At 39.6% G+C, this 15,640-nt stretch carries 18 protein-coding genes; 16 read left to right on the forward strand and 2 right to left on the reverse strand.

What is annotated here, in order from left to right:
- Positions 1–47: 47 nt before the first annotated feature.
- The gene (locus tag V6C11_RS12220; protein WP_333531451.1) at positions 48–416 is read right to left on the reverse strand and encodes a GNAT family N-acetyltransferase; all 369 of its coding nucleotides are present in this window, start codon (positions 414–416) and stop codon (positions 48–50) included.
- Between the two features lie 243 nt (positions 417–659).
- Here V6C11_RS12220 and V6C11_RS12225 point away from each other — a divergent pair, with 243 nt between their 5' ends.
- From V6C11_RS12225 to V6C11_RS12245, 5 genes are all read left to right on the forward strand, one after another.
- The gene (locus V6C11_RS12225) at positions 660–1,421 is read left to right on the forward strand and encodes a ParA family protein (RefSeq protein ID WP_333531452.1); all 762 of its coding nucleotides are present in this window, start codon (positions 660–662) and stop codon (positions 1,419–1,421) included.
- Positions 1,414–2,307 (forward strand): ParB/RepB/Spo0J family partition protein, encoded by an 894-nt coding sequence (locus V6C11_RS12230; RefSeq protein ID WP_333531453.1) that lies wholly within the window; start codon positions 1,414–1,416, stop codon positions 2,305–2,307. Before V6C11_RS12225 ends, V6C11_RS12230 begins: the two co-directional genes overlap by 8 nt.
- A gap of 418 nt (positions 2,308–2,725) precedes the next feature.
- Positions 2,726–3,421, forward strand: a complete 696-nt coding sequence (locus V6C11_RS12235; RefSeq protein WP_333531454.1) for a DUF554 domain-containing protein — start codon at positions 2,726–2,728, stop codon at positions 3,419–3,421.
- Positions 3,422–3,552: 131 nt separating this feature from the next.
- Positions 3,553–4,410 carry a DegV family protein gene (locus V6C11_RS12240; RefSeq protein ID WP_333531455.1) on the forward strand — a complete coding sequence of 286 codons (858 nt, stop codon included), beginning with the start codon at positions 3,553–3,555 and terminating at the stop codon, positions 4,408–4,410.
- Positions 4,411–4,583: 173 nt separating this feature from the next.
- Positions 4,584–5,087, forward strand: coding sequence for a DUF4446 family protein (locus V6C11_RS12245; protein ID WP_333531456.1), 504 nt, complete (start codon positions 4,584–4,586; stop codon positions 5,085–5,087).
- A gap of 172 nt (positions 5,088–5,259) precedes the next feature.
- Here V6C11_RS12245 and yyaC read toward each other — a convergent pair whose 3' ends face one another.
- Entirely contained in the window at positions 5,260–5,865 is a 606-nt protein-coding gene (gene yyaC, locus V6C11_RS12250; RefSeq protein WP_333531457.1) for a spore protease YyaC, read from the reverse strand.
- Between the two features lie 299 nt (positions 5,866–6,164).
- Here yyaC and V6C11_RS12255 point away from each other — a divergent pair, with 299 nt between their 5' ends.
- The 11 genes from V6C11_RS12255 (at position 6,165) to lonC (ending at position 15,632) form a co-directional block, all read left to right on the forward strand.
- Complete coding sequence (locus tag V6C11_RS12255) at positions 6,165–7,229, forward strand: YkvI family membrane protein (RefSeq protein ID WP_333531458.1); 1,065 nt, start codon at positions 6,165–6,167, stop codon at positions 7,227–7,229.
- A gap of 76 nt (positions 7,230–7,305) precedes the next feature.
- On the forward strand, positions 7,306–8,079 hold the full coding sequence (locus tag V6C11_RS12260) for a CvpA family protein (RefSeq protein WP_333531638.1): 774 nt from the start codon (positions 7,306–7,308) through the stop codon (positions 8,077–8,079).
- Between the two features lie 168 nt (positions 8,080–8,247).
- Entirely contained in the window at positions 8,248–9,645 is a 1,398-nt protein-coding gene (locus tag V6C11_RS12265) for an aminopeptidase (RefSeq protein ID WP_333531459.1), read from the forward strand.
- Between the two features lie 38 nt (positions 9,646–9,683).
- On the forward strand, positions 9,684–10,553 hold the full coding sequence (locus V6C11_RS12270; protein WP_333531460.1) for a mechanosensitive ion channel family protein: 870 nt from the start codon (positions 9,684–9,686) through the stop codon (positions 10,551–10,553).
- Positions 10,546–10,737 carry a DUF951 domain-containing protein gene (locus tag V6C11_RS12275; protein WP_333531461.1) on the forward strand — a complete coding sequence of 64 codons (192 nt, stop codon included), beginning with the start codon at positions 10,546–10,548 and terminating at the stop codon, positions 10,735–10,737. The genes V6C11_RS12270 and V6C11_RS12275 overlap by 8 nt, the downstream gene beginning before the upstream one ends.
- 134 nt (positions 10,738–10,871) lie before the next feature.
- On the forward strand, positions 10,872–11,159 hold the full coding sequence (rpsF, locus tag V6C11_RS12280; RefSeq protein ID WP_333531462.1) for a 30S ribosomal protein S6: 288 nt from the start codon (positions 10,872–10,874) through the stop codon (positions 11,157–11,159).
- 35 nt (positions 11,160–11,194) lie between these two features.
- A complete protein-coding gene (locus V6C11_RS12285) occupies positions 11,195–11,611 on the forward strand; it encodes a single-stranded DNA-binding protein (RefSeq protein WP_333531463.1) in 417 nt (138 codons plus the stop codon).
- Between the two features lie 44 nt (positions 11,612–11,655).
- Complete coding sequence (rpsR, locus tag V6C11_RS12290) at positions 11,656–11,889, forward strand: 30S ribosomal protein S18 (protein WP_333531464.1); 234 nt, start codon at positions 11,656–11,658, stop codon at positions 11,887–11,889.
- A 284-nt stretch (positions 11,890–12,173) separates the two neighbouring features.
- Positions 12,174–13,136 (forward strand): YybS family protein, encoded by a 963-nt coding sequence (locus tag V6C11_RS12295; protein ID WP_333531465.1) that lies wholly within the window; start codon positions 12,174–12,176, stop codon positions 13,134–13,136.
- A 48-nt stretch (positions 13,137–13,184) separates the two neighbouring features.
- Positions 13,185–13,634 carry a 50S ribosomal protein L9 gene (gene rplI, locus V6C11_RS12300; protein WP_333531467.1) on the forward strand — a complete coding sequence of 150 codons (450 nt, stop codon included), beginning with the start codon at positions 13,185–13,187 and terminating at the stop codon, positions 13,632–13,634.
- A 48-nt stretch (positions 13,635–13,682) separates the two neighbouring features.
- Complete coding sequence (gene lonC / locus V6C11_RS12305; protein WP_333531468.1) at positions 13,683–15,632, forward strand: Lon family ATP-dependent protease; 1,950 nt, start codon at positions 13,683–13,685, stop codon at positions 15,630–15,632.
- The last annotated feature ends 8 nt before the right edge of the window (positions 15,633–15,640 follow it).

Here is a 15,640-nt window from a genome sequence, read left to right on the forward strand (position 1 = left end):
ATTTCATAGACACGGCTAGACATCCTGTTTCTGGCTGTATTTTTTCATCAAGGAATAAAAAAACCACATTTTTCATAAAACCCATATGCTTTTTGATTATCCTTATAAACTTCCACCCCTAATTCCTTTCTTATTGATTTTGCTTTATTTATTAGTTCCGTACCAATTCCTTTTCCCTGATGCTTCGGGGAAATAAATAGTGCCCCAATATAGTTATCAATCAAAGAGATAAATCCTACTATTTTACCATTAACCTCTTTAACAAAGGTTTCTGCTATGGGCAGATATTTTTGTTCTACATTCTTTTTTTCTACTGCCCAAAAATCTTTGGAAATAAAATTATGGCTAATAATGGATGCATCAAACCATATTTGTATGATCGCTTGATCATCACTTTTTCTGTACTCCCTTATCATTTAATTTACCTACCTTTATATTCGTTTCTAAATTAAAAGACGTACTAAAAACAATTATATTGCTAAATAAATTGTAGTGAAAGACTACTGTAATTTCGCCTGAAGTTTTATTATACACTAACATGTTTCACGTGAAACATATCATGCATTATAACTTAGACAGACTTTGTTGTTTTGCTTTAGAAGGAAGAAAACGATCCCTTGTTGAATAAGAATATAGATTAAGACTTTGGGGGTGTTCGGTTGGGAAAGATTATTGCTATTGCTAATCAAAAGGGTGGGGTGGCAAAAACCACAACAGCAGTAAATGTGGGGGCTAGCCTTTCCATGATGGGAGAAACTGTTCTACTAGTAGATATTGACCCCCAGGGAAATGCCAGTAGTGGTTTAGGTATAGATAAAACAAGCCTTGAAAGATGTGTCTATGATGTTATAATAGATGATTTGCCACCAGAGAAAGCCATCGTTCATACGGGTATTAAATATTTAGACGTTCTACCCTCCACAATTCAATTGGCTGGTGCCGAGGTGGAAATGGTATCTTTGATAGCCAGGGAACAAATTTTAAAAAGAGCATTGACTCCATTAAAATATAAATACAACTATATTCTTATCGACTGCCCACCTTCCTTAGGACTTTTAACTTTAAATGCCTTAGCAGCGGCAGATTCTTTATTAATTCCTATCCAATGTGAATTTTATGCCTTAGAAGGGGTAGGCCAATTAATGAATACGGTACAATTGGTAAAAAAACATCTCAACCCTGATTTAGAAATTGAGGGTGTTTTATTAACGATGTTTGATGCAAGACTAAATTTATCAATTCAAGTTGTCGATGAAGTGAAAAAGGTATTTGGCACGAAAGTATTTAGAAATATTATCCCTAGGAATGTACGTTTAAGCGAAGCTCCTAGCCATGGTATACCTGTAGTGATATATGACCCTAAATCCAAAGGTTCAGAAGCTTACCAAGAATTAGCCAAGGAAGTGATGGGTATTGAGTAAAAAAAGAGGTTTAGGAAAAGGTCTACAGGCACTCATGCCAGTGGCACCCATTTCAAATTCAACTGAAAGTACAGACTCCCAAAGGGTGCTTAAAGAAATTAGGGTATCCGATATCAAACCAAATCCAAAACAACCAAGGCTGCGCATTGATCCGGAGCGGTTACAAGAATTAGCAAACTCTATAAAAGAATATGGTGTTGTACAACCAGTGGTTGTCCGAGCACAACCAGGTGGTGGTTACGAATTAATAGCTGGCGAACGAAGATGGCGAGCTTGTCAACAACTAGATTTAGAATATATTCCGGCGGTAATTCGTGAATATGGTGAATTACAGTCCGCTGCCATTGCCTTGATAGAAAATTTACAAAGGGAAAATTTAAACCCCTTGGAAGAAGCAACAGCCTATAAACGGTTAATGGATGAATTTCAGCTTACTCAGGAACAAGTATCACAAAGAGTGGGTAAAAGCAGACCGCAAATCACCAATATGATAAGACTATTAGCACTTCCTAATGAGATAAAGGTTAAATTAAGTACCGGTGAAATAACCATGGGCCATGCTAGACCTTTACTAAGTATAGAATCCAAGAATAAACAAATAGAACTATGTGAGCTTATAATAAAGAAACAATTATCCGTGCGTCAGATTGAAGAGATAGTAAAAAATTTACTAGAGGGAGAAAATAATAAGGAAAAACCTAAAAAAGAAAAGAATAGAGATCCCCAAATAGTGGATCTGGAAGATCAACTAAGAAACACCCTTGGAACAAAGGTACAGATTAAAACCAATAGGCATGGTGGCAAAATAGAGATAGACTATTATGATGAGGCAGATCTTACCAGGTTATTGGATTTACTTCTCAGTCAAGAGGAGTTAATGGCTTAATGTTTCACGTGAAACATTAAGCCATCATTAATTAGTGATCGATTAGTTATCCTAGAAATGGCCCTGGGCCATGAGTTGTGGACCTTAGGTTTTAAACCATCCTCTATGGTATCCTAAGCGGCAGCGAAGGGTATTTCTAACATTGAAAGGCTATCTTTAAGATTCTTCTCGCCCAGGATGACAAAGGGTTTTCATTCTCTGCCAGTGTTGCCGGTGGCATGGGGAACTATTTTGAAAAATAGGTGCTTAAGCCTGGGTGGCGAATCTTCTCTAAGCGGGAGGTTTTTAAGAATCTTTCACTTAGGGGAGGAGTATCAGGATAGTGACAGGCGGAGTATGTGTTTTCGTTTATCTTTTATGACCAATCATTGTAATTCGTCAGTAATTGTTTCACGTGAAACATCTTAGGGGGATAAAAATGACAGGTACAATTGTGAATGCTGCAGCAATTGTGGCGGGAACAGCGGTGGGTTTGTTACTCAGAAAAGGTATCAGTGAATCTGTCAAGGATACAGTAATGACAGGGATTGGATTGGCAGTTGCCTTAATTGGTTTTAAAATGGCCTTTAAAACAGAAAATGAGTTAATTGTTATATTAAGCCTGGTTGCTGGAGGCGTTCTGGGGGAACTATTAAATATTGAGGGTGGCTTAGCCAAGCTAGGTACCTTTTTGGAATCAAAGGTTGGTGGCGGCTCTGGTGAAGGGGAAATTGCCAAGGCCTTTGTAACCACAAGTCTGATTTATTGTGTAGGGGCCATGGGTATTATGGGTGCCCTAGAGGATGGACTGACTGGTAATGCCGCAACCCTCTATGCTAAATCATTATTGGATGGTATCTCTGCCATCGTATTTACCACCACCATGGGTTTTGGTGTGGTATTTTCATCTATTCCGGTGCTAATTTATCAGGGTAGCATAACACTGGCTGCCGGTGGCTTAAAGGCCCTTCTGACACCTTCCATGATAAATGAAATGACTGCAACCGGCGGTTTATTAATAGTCGGTATTGCTAGCAACATACTGGGTATTAAACCAATAAAAGTGGGTAACTTATTACCCGCAATTCTAATGGCGCTGTTATTTTCTTGGCTATGGCCAATGTTTAATATATAATTCTAAGGCTGGTTAGGTCAGACTTACTTATCGATCGTATAATTTTTTAGACCCAATATTAAAAAGGATTTAATTATTCAAAGTCGAATAAACAGGTGAATAAGTTAAGTGAAAAATAAGGGTGGGTTTAAATGAGACAAAAGGTTGCCATCATTACGGATAGTACCAGTGATTTAGATAAGGAAGTAGTTGAAAAATACAATATAAATGTCTTACCCTTAAAAGTAATATATTCTGAACAAGAGGAATACCTTGATCGGGTTAACATAGAACCACAGGAAATTTACGATCGTATGCCAGGCGAGGTTCCCTCTACATCTCTCCCTTCCCCTGCCAGTATCATTAGTTTATTTAAAAAATTAGAAGAGGAAGGTTTTACTCATATCATTTCCATTCATATATCCAGTGGGTTAAGTGGCACTTATAACGCTGTAAGGACCGTAGCCCGTGATTTTAAAAATATGGTTATTGAAGTTATAGATTCTAAGGCCTTATCGCTGGGTTTGGGAATCCCTGTGGTGGAGGCGGCCAAGACCTATGAAAGTACAATGAGTTTTGAAGCTGCTTTAAAGAAAGCAAAGGATATTATTAGTAATACTGAAATTTATTTTGTTGTTGGTACTCTTGATTATTTAAAAAAGGGTGGGCGTATTGGTTATGTAGCTGGAACAATTGGTGAAATTATGCAAATAAAGCCCATAATATCAATAAATGAAGAAGGAAAGTATTATACCTATGACAAAATAAGAGGTAGAAAAAAATCTTTACAAAGACTTTTTGAAATTAATAAAGAGATCATTAAAGCAAAAAACAAAAATACAATTGCCGTAATGCATGGCGGTGCCCCAGAGGAATCAAGGGAACTACTAGAAAAAATAAAAGATTTAACCCAGATCGTAAAAACCTATACGGGTCAAGTAGGTCCTGTGATCGGAGTTCATACGGGTCCCGGATTAATAGGGATATGTATTACCAGTATTCAATATTAATAGCATTATAGGTAAAGGCTAACCCATATCTAACGAACGTTTAGATTTTGGTCTGGCCTTAATTTTACCCTATTAAGGAAAATGTTACTGGTAGATATTTATTATTAGTTATAAATATCAAGAGAATAATAGAATTAATAATAATTTATTTTTAAAAAGGTAGGTTAAGTTACGTGAATGATGTCCTTCGTATTATTGAATTAAATGCTTCCTATATTATGATAGGTTTATCCTTATTAACGCTTATTTTATTAATAGCACAAATTAGGCTACAGAAAAGGTTTAGTGAGGTTTCCAAGAAATATAGACTGCTAACTCGTGGAGCATCGGGTGCAGACCTGGAAGAAATGTTACAAAAATATGCTGCTGATGTACTAAGGCTGGTTGAAAAAAAGGATGAGCTAATGCGTGAACATGAAATATTAAAAGAAGAAGTAGCACAATGTATTCATAATCCAGGGCTCATTCGATTTAATGCCTTTGATAATATGGGCAGTGATTTAAGTTTTTCTCTTGCCATGTTGGACCATAGGGGTGATGGTGTAGTTTTAACTGGTTTATATGGTAGGGATGAAACCAGAATTTATGCAAAACCCATTCGTAAGGGTACCTCAGATTATAGTTTGACCGAGGAAGAAAAAAAAGCAATTCAAAGGTCCATTGAAAAAAGTACATAAAAAACATTTTAAAGCCCACCTTATCAATAAGGGGGTTTTATTGGTTTTATCGGTTAAAATCACACAGAAAAATAAGTGGCTTTTATATCCCTAAAATAGCCCAAATACCTTTGTCATCCTTTGATGGTGCAGTTAACGGTGTGAAAGTCTGATGGAAAAACAAAACCCGAACTTAGCAGGAGGTTCGGGTTTTGTTAATTAGATATGAGGTTTTTATTAGACCATCTCTTATTAAATTTGCCAGTCTCATAACGATGTTTAAACGGGTATTTTGTAAAACTAAATATTCCATAAAACCGCCTACATTAACAACACCAGTAATGTGAAGTTGTCCCACAGCAGGCAAAGATTTATTTACACCGGCACCTGGTAATAAGGCACCGTCACCGATATTAACACAGCCAACGTTTTCCATGTGACCCAAACAAGCATCAATTGCAATGATGACTGAATCGGGATGGTTATTAGAAATCTGTTGAAGTTTATCGGCCATATTGCTGGCGTGAACAGGGTCATCCAGTGTTCCGTAGACGGTAAAGCCGTGTCCTGGAATATTGGTCAATTTAGTACCAACCAGTGGACCCAGGCAATCACCAGTGGAACGGTCGGTTCCTATACAAACGATAACCACTTCACAATCGCTATTTACGCCACAGCCCTTAAGTCTATTGGTTAGATCCATACTAAAGATATCAACAGCGAAGGCATCCTCGGCATTTATTCTGGTTTTTTGAGGTACAACTGATTGAGGCTGGATATTATTTAAATTCACTGACATAAAAATCACGTCCCTTCAAAAGCAAACCTAGTATAATTATTCCCCGCTAACCACTTATTTATTCAATAAACAAAAAATAACCATCAGCCTTCAGCTAAAGAGTAAAGGTCTTTAGTTTTCAGTTAAACCTACAGATGGGGTACTAGATGTTCGGCTTGACGAACATCAATAAATACCCCACCGTGGCGGATGGCTATAAAAATTTTAGTTCATCCCCCTTAAAAAATAGCATAGATATTTAGGAAGCCTCCTAGGCCGATTGTTTTCTAAATCTTATTCGTAATATTAGGGGGGTATTCATGATAAACAAATCAAATATTCGTTTAATAGTAGGGCTAGTGGCTACTTATATGGGGTCAATTATTGGGGCGGGGTTTGCCTCGGGTCAAGAAATATTGCAATTTTTTATTTTGTTTGGTTATAAAGGTCTTCTAGGCGTCATGGTTGCCACTGTTTTCTTTGTATATTTGGGAGCCTTGATTTTACATTTGAGTGTCCAATTACGTACAGGTAACTATCAAGAATTATTGGGCTATTTGCTTGGTCCCTGGGCAGGGAAATTTATGGACCTTATCAGTATTTTTATGCTGGTGGCTGGCTTAGGTATTATGTTATCCGGAACGGGTGCCGTAGTTAAGGAGTACCTTGGATTACCTGAGTGGATGGGTATTGGTTCAGCCGTCTTGGTTATCTTTCTAGTTATATTACGTGGCTTAAAGGGGCTGCTTTCCATCAATATAATCCTTGTGCCGTTAAAATTAGCAGCTGTATGTCTAATAGCAAGTCTTGCCCTTGGCCATAAAGGATTACCTCAGGAACTGCCTTATGTTCACTATCATGGGGTTGGAGGTCACTGGTTGTTAGCCAGTATTCTTTATGTATCATTTAATATGATCGTGCCTTTGGCTGTTTTATCTACTATGGGACGATCCATAACAGCAAAAACAGGAATTTGGGCAGGGATAATTGGGGGTATCGGCCTGGGTTTCGCAGTGGCCATGGTAACATTGGGCGGGTTGGCCTTTTATCCTGAAATAATAAACTATGAGGTTCCTTTGCTTTATATGGCTTCCTGTATTGGTAACATCCTAAAGCCGGTTTTTGCATTATTAATTTGGGTAGCCATGCTAACCACAGCCATAGCCAATGCCCATGGCTTTGCCAGTCGGTTTGCCCCTCAAGGCGGCAAACTTTATAGTTTTTATGGAATGGCCTGTTGCTTGATCGTATTACCCCTTACCTATTTTGACTTTTCATTTCTCGTTCGAGTGTTGTACCCTATCTTTGGCTATGCCGGACTTGTTTTATTTGCCGCACTTTTAATTGTTCCAATTATAAAGACCAGAAAGCAGAGAATTAGCTAAGCAGGATTATGCTTAAGCAACATCGAAAAAATGGAAGGGTAGTTTTCTAACAGTCAATCACCTGGAGGTGTAAAAAATTAATTGGCTTGATTATGTTTTTATTATCTTTTTGATTATTTCAGGCCTGAGTGGTCTATTCAACGGGATGCTCAAAGCTTTTATAAAATTAGCATCCTTGGTGGTAGCATTTTATGCGGCCATTACCTATCACCAAAGTGTTGCCTTATGGTTAGCTGATCAGTGGGGCCTGGCAGATGCCCTGGCTCAAATGATCAAACCCCTGGTAAAATTACCAGGCGCTTTGAATAGCCCGGAAATATTAAAAATGCCAGTTGATATTCTACAAAAAATAAGCAGTGAAATTCAATTACCCAGTCAATGGAGCCAAATAATTGCTCAACTGGGTCAGTTTGGTCCTAACGAAACCGTGGGACATGCTTTGAATTTAATGTTAGCCCAGGGTATCTTAAAAATAATAGCCTTTATTGGGATATATATTATTGTGAAAACAATTATCGGCATAATCGCTTGGCTGCTGGGAATTATCATGCCCTTTAGCCCACTGGGACCCCTGGATAAGTTAGGTGGTTTATTGTTGGGTTTAACCTGTGGGGCTATTGCAATTGTTGTTATCATCAGTATATTAATCCCCCTGCAAGGCCCCGTATTTTTATTTGGCGGATCAGAGGGTTTATTGAGCACCTTGGCCCAGGGAATTGAACAATCCATTTTCGTCCAGAGGCTAGGTCCGATGATAAAAAAATTAAATTGGTACCCAAACCTACTGCCGGACATTAGTAATCAATTTTTATTTAAGTACATCCCAAAGGGACCAGGCACTCAGATATAATTTTTTTAGTACAGGATAAAATAAACTAAACTAAACTGCCATAACCTAGCTGATAAAAATACTATCCTGAAAAATGGCCATGGGCTTTTACCGCTCAGATGGCAAAGGGTTTTAACCCTCTGCTGCTGCCACCCGTGGCCTGGGTAACGAATTAAAGGAGAATTTTACATGAATATAAAACCAGAAGATCTTATATACAATCGTAAAAATGTCTGGAAACAGGTTAATGCTGAAACAGCCCAACAAATTTTTAATTTCTCGGAAGGATATAAACAATTCATTTCAAATTCCAAGACTGAAAGAGCCTGTGTAAGTCAAATTATAAATATGGCACAAATAAGGGGTTTTATCCCAATTCAACAATGCCAGGCGTTGAAGCCAGGCGATAAAGTGATTATTAGCAGTAAAGGAAAGGTTGTGGCATTGGCTGTTATCGGTCAGCAGGGTTTAGACCGGGGCCTTAGCCTAATCGGTTCCCATACCGATGCACCAAGGCTGGACCTTAAACCACATCCTTTATTCCAAGACCAAGAATTAGCTCTTTTTAAGACCCATTACTATGGTGGTATTAAAAAATATCAGTGGTTAGCAGTTCCTTTAGCACTACATGGCGTTATCTATAAATCAGATGGCCAGGTTGTTGATATTTCTATTGGTGAAGAACCGAACGACCCGATATTTACCATCTCAGATCTCCTGCCTCATTTGGCTAAGGATCAAATGGTAAAGAAATTAACGGAGGCCGTTGAAGGGGAACAATTAAACATATTAATTGGTGGTGTATCACTTCCTGGGGGAGGAAAGGACAACTCCGTTAAGTTAAATATTCTAAAATTATTATATGAGACTTATGGTATTACTGAGGAGGATTTTGTAAGTGCGGAATTGGAATTGGTACCGGCAGGACCTGCCCGTGATCTTGGCTTAGATCGCAGCATGATCGGTGCCTATGGACAGGATGATCGGGTTTGTGTTTATACCTCCTTACAGGCAATATTAGAAATAAATAACCCCAATCGGACAGCCGTAGCATTGTTTGTTGATAAAGAGGAAGTTGGCAGTAATGGCAATACGGGGATGATGGGCCGCTTTTTACAAAATACCATCAGTGAAATGGGTATGAGATTGTATCCCGCTTTTAATGAATTTGCTTTATATAGGGTTTTTGAAAAATCCATTGCCCTTTCCGCAGATGTTACAGCAGCCATGGATCCAAATTATGAAGGAGTACTGGAAAAAATGAATGCCGCCAGATTAGGCGGCGGGGTGGCCTTAACCAAATATACCGGAGTAAAGGGAAAGTATCATACCAATGATGCCAATGCCGAATATGTTGCCTTTATCCGAAAAATGTTAAATCAACATGATATTATATGGCAAACAGGTGAACTGGGTAAAGTAGATCAGGGGGGCGGAGGAACCATTGCTTATATCATAGCCGAACTGGGTTTTGAAGTGATTGACTGTGGTGTACCTCTGTTGTCTATGCATTCACCGTTGGAAATTGCCAGCAAAGCCGATGTCTTTGAATGCTATAGAACTTATAAAAATTTCTTTATGGTCTAAAGACTAGTTTTAAATCATTTAAACAGAAGGGAAGTTTCATGGAGTTTGATATTATAAAGGACTGGGTAATCAATCTTTTTACAATTGAAGATATACAAAGGGCATTTACAACCACCTTGAGGATTATTGCCACCTTAATACTGGCCAAGATTATGATATCCTTTGGCAGCCAGGTCACGGATAGGCTGTTTACAAATAGGTCGGGTAAGTATATTGGCGATAACAGGGCCCAGACTTTAGCCGGACTGCTCAAAAGTGTTCTCCGTTATGTTGTATACTTCGTGGCAACGATGTCAATTATTGAGCTCTTTATTCCCAATGCAGCCAAAACAATACTGGCAGGTGCCGGCATATTGGGTCTGGCTGTGGGTTTTGGGGCCCAAAACCTGGTACGGGATATTATAACTGGTTTCTTTATTTTATTTGAAGATCAGTATTCTGTGGGGGAGTATGTTACCATAGCCGATGTTACGGGTACTGTGGAGGAAATAGGCATGAGGGTTACCAAAGTAAGGGAAACAGGTGGCCAACTCCACATCATTCCCAATGGTATGATTAGTCAAGTTGCTAATTATAATCGTGGCAGCATGTTAGCAGTGGTTGAAATTGGTATCCCCTACGAAGAAAATATCGATAGAGTAATTGACCTATTAAAGGCCATGAGTGCGGTATTTGCTAAAACCTGGACAGAAGATTTAGTAGAGGGACCAGATATTGTAGGAGTTGTCAGGTTTGGCGAGTCAGATGTGGTCATTCGTATTACTGCTAAAACCAAACCCATGCGTCAGTGGGAGATTGAACGCCAGTTAAGGAAAAGCATTAAGGAAGTATTTGATCAAGAGGGAATTCAAATTCCCTACCCACGGCGGGTATTAGTTAACACTGCTGGAGGTGATACTGTTGCATAAGTATCAGGTGGGAGATGTGGTACGAACCCGTAAGGCCCATCCCTGTGGTGGGGATACCTGGGAGATCATGAGGACCGGTGTGGATTTTCGTATCAAGTGTCAGAAATGTGGCCGGATTCTCTTGTTACCAAGGCCTAAATTTGAAAAAAGTGTAAAAGCTGTTATTAGTGATTCAGGTGACTGAAAATTTCCCCGTTCAACCTCTTGCCCTTTATATTTAATGGTGATATAATTTTACAGTGCCTTTTAAAGGCTTGTTTTCCACCCTGCTCTATCAAGGGGTAGAGCCGTTAGTCCGTGGGGAGGAGGTGAACTATTGTGCGCAACTACGAAGTATTGTACATCATTAAACCCGATGTTGAAGAGGAAAAAGTAACTGCATTGGTAGAAAAATTTAAGACTCTTGTAGAAGAAAAGGGCGCCGAAGTTACTAAACTTGATAAATGGGGTAAGCGTCGCTTAGCCTATGAAATCAACAAGATAAAAGACGGCATCTATGTCTTAATGCAGTTTAAAGCAGAGCCTGCAGCTGCTGCTGAACTTGACAGGGTTATGAAAATTAATGATGATATGGTTCGTCACATGATCGTTCGCGAAGGCGAATAATAAATGGATAGAACAAACCCAAGGCGGTGTTTATAATGCTCAATAGAATTATCTTGATTGGGCGTCTGACCCGGGATCCAGAACTACGCTATACCACAAATGGTATTGCTGTGGCACACATGACAATAGCAGTTGATCGCCCGCAATTTAATAGAGATAGGGAAAAAGAAACGGATTTTATTGATATCGTTGTCTGGCAAAAACAGGCTGAAACCTGTGCCAACAATTTGGGCAAAGGCCGTTTGATTGCTGTGGAAGGTCGTTTGCAGATCCGTTCCTATGATGACAAACAAGGTATTAGACGTAAAGTTTCTGAAGTTGTGGCAGACGCTATTCGTTTTCTTGATTGGCCCAAAGACCGGGAAAATCAGGGTGGCGGGCAGTATGATAGTGGTAATACCAGTGGTTTTGGTAGTGAAATTAGCTTTAACGGAGATGACATACCGTTCTAGGGTTAGACTGAGTAAGGCCAGTACCCGTATAAGGAGGGAAAACTGTGAAACGTGAACGTGGACGTAGAGGTAGAAAACGCGTTTGTAGCTTTTGTGTAGACAAAGCGGTAGCCATTGACTATAAAGAAACTTCCAAGCTAAGAAAGTACGTTACCGAGCGTGGTAAAATTTTGCCCCGTCGTATTTCCGGTAACTGTGCTCATCACCAACGCATGTTGACCAGTGCTATTAAAAGGTCCCGTAACATTGCTTTATTGCCTTTTAGCACAGAAGCATAAGATATTAAAGGATGGGGAATTTTCCTCATCCTTTTTAATTTAGCATTAGCCGATGGCATGGTTTAAAATTAACAAATCGCTAAGGTTTAAAGGCTAAAAACTTATCCCTGGATTAGCAGTTTTTCTGTGTATATAGTAAGATAGGTATCAATGGATCGGTTAACCTTCGCCCGGAACGTCTTTTTTAACCATTGCCCCCAACAAATAACACGGGGTAAAGGCAGGAAATACGGGTTATACCAGCGAATCTTTAGTTGTTTTAAGAAAGAAGAGGTGAACATTTTTTGGCTTCCCCTAAAGATACTCGGGCCCTTGTGGATGGTGCCCTTATGGCAGGTATGACAGCAATGCTGGGTTTATTGGGGATGTTTATACCCCCATTTTTTTTAGTCATCGGTATTTTAATGCCATTGCCATTGGCAGTACTAGTAGTACGAAGGGACTTAAAGATAGCTGTTTTATCACTGGTGGTTACGGGTCTTTTAATGATGATGCTTTACCCAGACCCTTTGCAAGTACTCGTGATGTTTATTCAATTTGGACCTTTGGGCCTGGTGCTGGGCTTTTTATATAAAAATTATGTTTCCCCTGGTCATGCCCTAATAACGGCAACTTTGGTCTCCGTCATAGCATCAATTTTGGTTATTTCGCTAAGTGTTTTGGTAACGGGATTAAACTTAGAGTTTATTCAAGCAGCCATAAATGAATCATTAAATAAAATTTTTACCATGTACCAAGAAGCTGGTTACCCCGTACCCACAGAACAACAAGAATTTATGAGAACAAGCTTAAAGACTTCTATTTTACTGTTGCCGGCTGCCTACCTTATTTTTGCGGTATTTTCCACTGCCCTTACCTACATTGTAGGTGCTAAGGTCTTAAAAAGACTTAACTACCGAGTTAATAAGCTGCCGCCCTTTAGTCAATGGAGGTTGCCCTGGTATGCTATTTGGGGTGTTATCCTCGGATTGATTTTTTTATTGGCCGGCGATAATTTCAATCTGCCAGCGGTTAAAATAATAGGCCAAAATTTATTAACCATCTTTGGATTTGCCTTTTTTATCATTGGTGTGTCAGTGGTAGCTTTTTATTTTAAAAAATTAACTTTTTCCAAACCCTTTAAAACAATTCTTTTGGTGTTGTTAATCTTGTACATTAGTATTATGTATATGGCAATTATCTTACTGGGCTTATTTGATACAATCTTAAACCTTCGACGCCCAATGTTCAAAAAAAATACGGAATGATTATGAGAATTTATACATTCTGATAGTAAAATAAAGGAGGACTCTCAAATGCAGGTAGTTTTATTGCAAGATGTAAATAAGCTTGGCAAAAAAGGTGATATCGTTAATGTTTCGGAGGGCTATGCCAGAAACTTTTTATACCCCAAAAACTTTGCGGCACCTGCCACTGAAAGTAAATTAAAAGAATTAAAAACCCAAAAGCAAAACCAGGCTGCCAAGAAACAAAAGGAAGAAGAAGAGGCTAAGGCCTTGGCAACTCAGATCAGCGGTTTAACCGTTGTATTAAAAGTCAAAGTAGGGGAAGCAGGTCGCCTTTTTGGAGCAATTAGCAATAAAGATGTTGCTGATGGTCTAAAGGAACAACATAATTATACAATTGATAAAAAGAAGATCACGTTAAAAGAACCCATCAAAAGCTTAGGCACTTATACCATTACAATTAAAATCCATCCCGTAGCCCATGCTGACATTCATGTTGAAGTAGTGGCTGTGGAATAATTTTTCAAGAACCGGGACAGGATCAGGCGTTTGAAAGGAGCAACCATCATGAAAGTTTTCCTCGAAAGGTTCAAGAGCAGCACCAATGATCAAGGATCCAAACAATTTGTTGACCAGGAGGATAAATTACAACGGCAGGTTACCGCCATATATAATTTGTTAAGCCAACTACATGGTTCTGACAAACTCGTACTCCGTGCCGGCAAGTTAGAAGCCTTACCCTTGATGCGTTCCGAAAAAATAGAGGAAAGAGTACTTGCTTTACAAAAGCTAGTATTTGAAGATCCAACATACGAAACATTGCCTACCATTGAAGAGATCCCGGCTATCCTAGAGTCATTGCAGGACGAAATCGCTGATACCATTGCCCGCCGTACCGTAGAGGATGAGCTAGAAAAAAAGATCGGTGAAAAGATGAATCAGCGTCACGAGGATTATATTCGTGAAATTAAAATGCAGATCATTAAAGAAGATACAGGACCGGAAAATGCCCAAACTTTAAAAAAATTAGCTATCTTGGAAAAGCTTGATTCAAAAAAACTGGCCACATCGGCTATGGAGATTCTCAGACCAGAAAGCTTTTCCGAGATAGTGGGTCAGGAACGGGCAGTGAAAGCACTTTTAGCCAAACTTACCTCCCCCTTTCCCCAGCATATAATACTATATGGCCCTCCGGGTGTGGGCAAAACAACGGCTGCTCGCCTAGCCTTGGAAGTGGCCAAGGGGATAAAGGGAGCACCCTTTGCCAAGGATGCACCCTTTGTGGAGGTGGATGGTACAACCCTTCGCTGGGACCCACGGGAGGTTACCAATCCTTTACTGGGATCGGTGCATGACCCTATCTATCAAGGTGCCCGTCGGGATTTGGCTGAGACGGGTGTGCCAGAACCAAAGCTGGGCTTAGTCACCGATGCCCATGGTGGAGTATTATTTATTGATGAAGTGGGTGAATTGGATTACAGCCTGCAAAATAAGCTGTTGAAGGTATTAGAAGATAAAAGAGTTTTTTTTGATTCTGCCTATTATGATCCCAATGATGTCAATGTGCCAAAATATATTAAAAAGATATTTGAAGACGGTGCACCAGCGGACTTTACTTTAATCGGGGCAACCACCCGGGACCCAGAGGATATTAATCCCGCTGTTCGTTCACGTTGCGCAGAAGTTTTCTTCGAGCCACTCACCCCTTCTGCCATTCAAAATATTATTAAGCAATCGGCGAAGAAATTGAATGTAATAATAGACCAACAAATACCCGAAGTGATTTCCGAATATACGATTGAAGGTAGAAAGGCCATTAATATTTTGGCCGATGCCTATGGCTTAGCTTGTTTCCGCCAACATCATGAACAACCTGAGAAGCCAATTCATATTACAACCCAGGATGTTTATGAAGTGGTTCAGGTTAGTCGATTAACACCCTATGTGACGAAAAAAGCCACGGATGAAAAGGAAGTTGGCAAAATATTTGGCTTAGGGGTAGCTGGGTTCCTTGGTTCCGTTTTGGAGATTGAGGCTGTGGCCTTTCCGGCACGCAATCCCTCCCAGGGAAATATTCGTTTTAATGATACGGCGGGCAGCATGGCTAAGGATTCCGTATTTAATGCCGCCTCTGTGATCCGTAAAATTACGGGTGAAGATATTGGTGACTATGATATTCATGTAAATATCGTGGGTGGCGGACGCATTGACGGTCCTTCTGCCGGTGTGGCCATCATGCTGGCTATGTTAAGTGCCATTCAAAATAAGCCTATTCTCCAAGATATTGCGGTGACTGGCGAGTTGTCTATTCAGGGAAAAGTTCGCGCAGTTGGTGGTGTCTTTGAAAAAATTTATGGTGCCAAGCAGGCAGGTATTAAGAGGGTCTTTATTCCCAAGGAAAACAGCAAAGATGTACCCTTGGATTTAAAAGGAATTGAAGTAAAATGTGTCCAGAGCGTGGAAGAGATATTGGAGTATATTTTGACCGAGGATAATAAAGCTTGGAAAGCTAGTTAATTGACGAG

Source organism: Desulfotomaculum sp. 1211_IL3151, from assembly GCF_036763075.1.
Taxonomy (GTDB): domain Bacteria; phylum Bacillota; class Desulfotomaculia; order Desulfotomaculales; family Desulfotomaculaceae; genus Desulfotomaculum.

Bases quoted from the DNA above. Each gene is read 5' to 3' on its own strand.
- V6C11_RS12265 (WP_333531459.1), top strand. From the start codon at position 8,248: ATGAATATAAAACCAGAAGATCTTATATACAATCGTAAAAATGTCTGG.
- rplI (WP_333531467.1), top strand. From the start codon at position 13,185: ATGCAGGTAGTTTTATTGCAAGATGTAAATAAGCTTGGCAAAAAAGGT.
- yyaC (WP_333531457.1), bottom strand. From the start codon at position 5,865: ATGTCAGTGAATTTAAATAATATCCAGCCTCAATCAGTTGTACCTCAA.
- lonC (WP_333531468.1), top strand. From the start codon at position 13,683: ATGAAAGTTTTCCTCGAAAGGTTCAAGAGCAGCACCAATGATCAAGGA.
- V6C11_RS12220 (WP_333531451.1), bottom strand. From the start codon at position 416: ATGATAAGGGAGTACAGAAAAAGTGATGATCAAGCGATCATACAAATA.
- V6C11_RS12240 (WP_333531455.1), top strand. From the start codon at position 3,553: ATGAGACAAAAGGTTGCCATCATTACGGATAGTACCAGTGATTTAGAT.
- V6C11_RS12285 (WP_333531463.1), top strand. From the start codon at position 11,195: ATGCTCAATAGAATTATCTTGATTGGGCGTCTGACCCGGGATCCAGAA.
- V6C11_RS12235 (WP_333531454.1), top strand. From the start codon at position 2,726: ATGACAGGTACAATTGTGAATGCTGCAGCAATTGTGGCGGGAACAGCG.
- V6C11_RS12255 (WP_333531458.1), top strand. From the start codon at position 6,165: ATGATAAACAAATCAAATATTCGTTTAATAGTAGGGCTAGTGGCTACT.
- V6C11_RS12270 (WP_333531460.1), top strand. From the start codon at position 9,684: ATGGAGTTTGATATTATAAAGGACTGGGTAATCAATCTTTTTACAATT.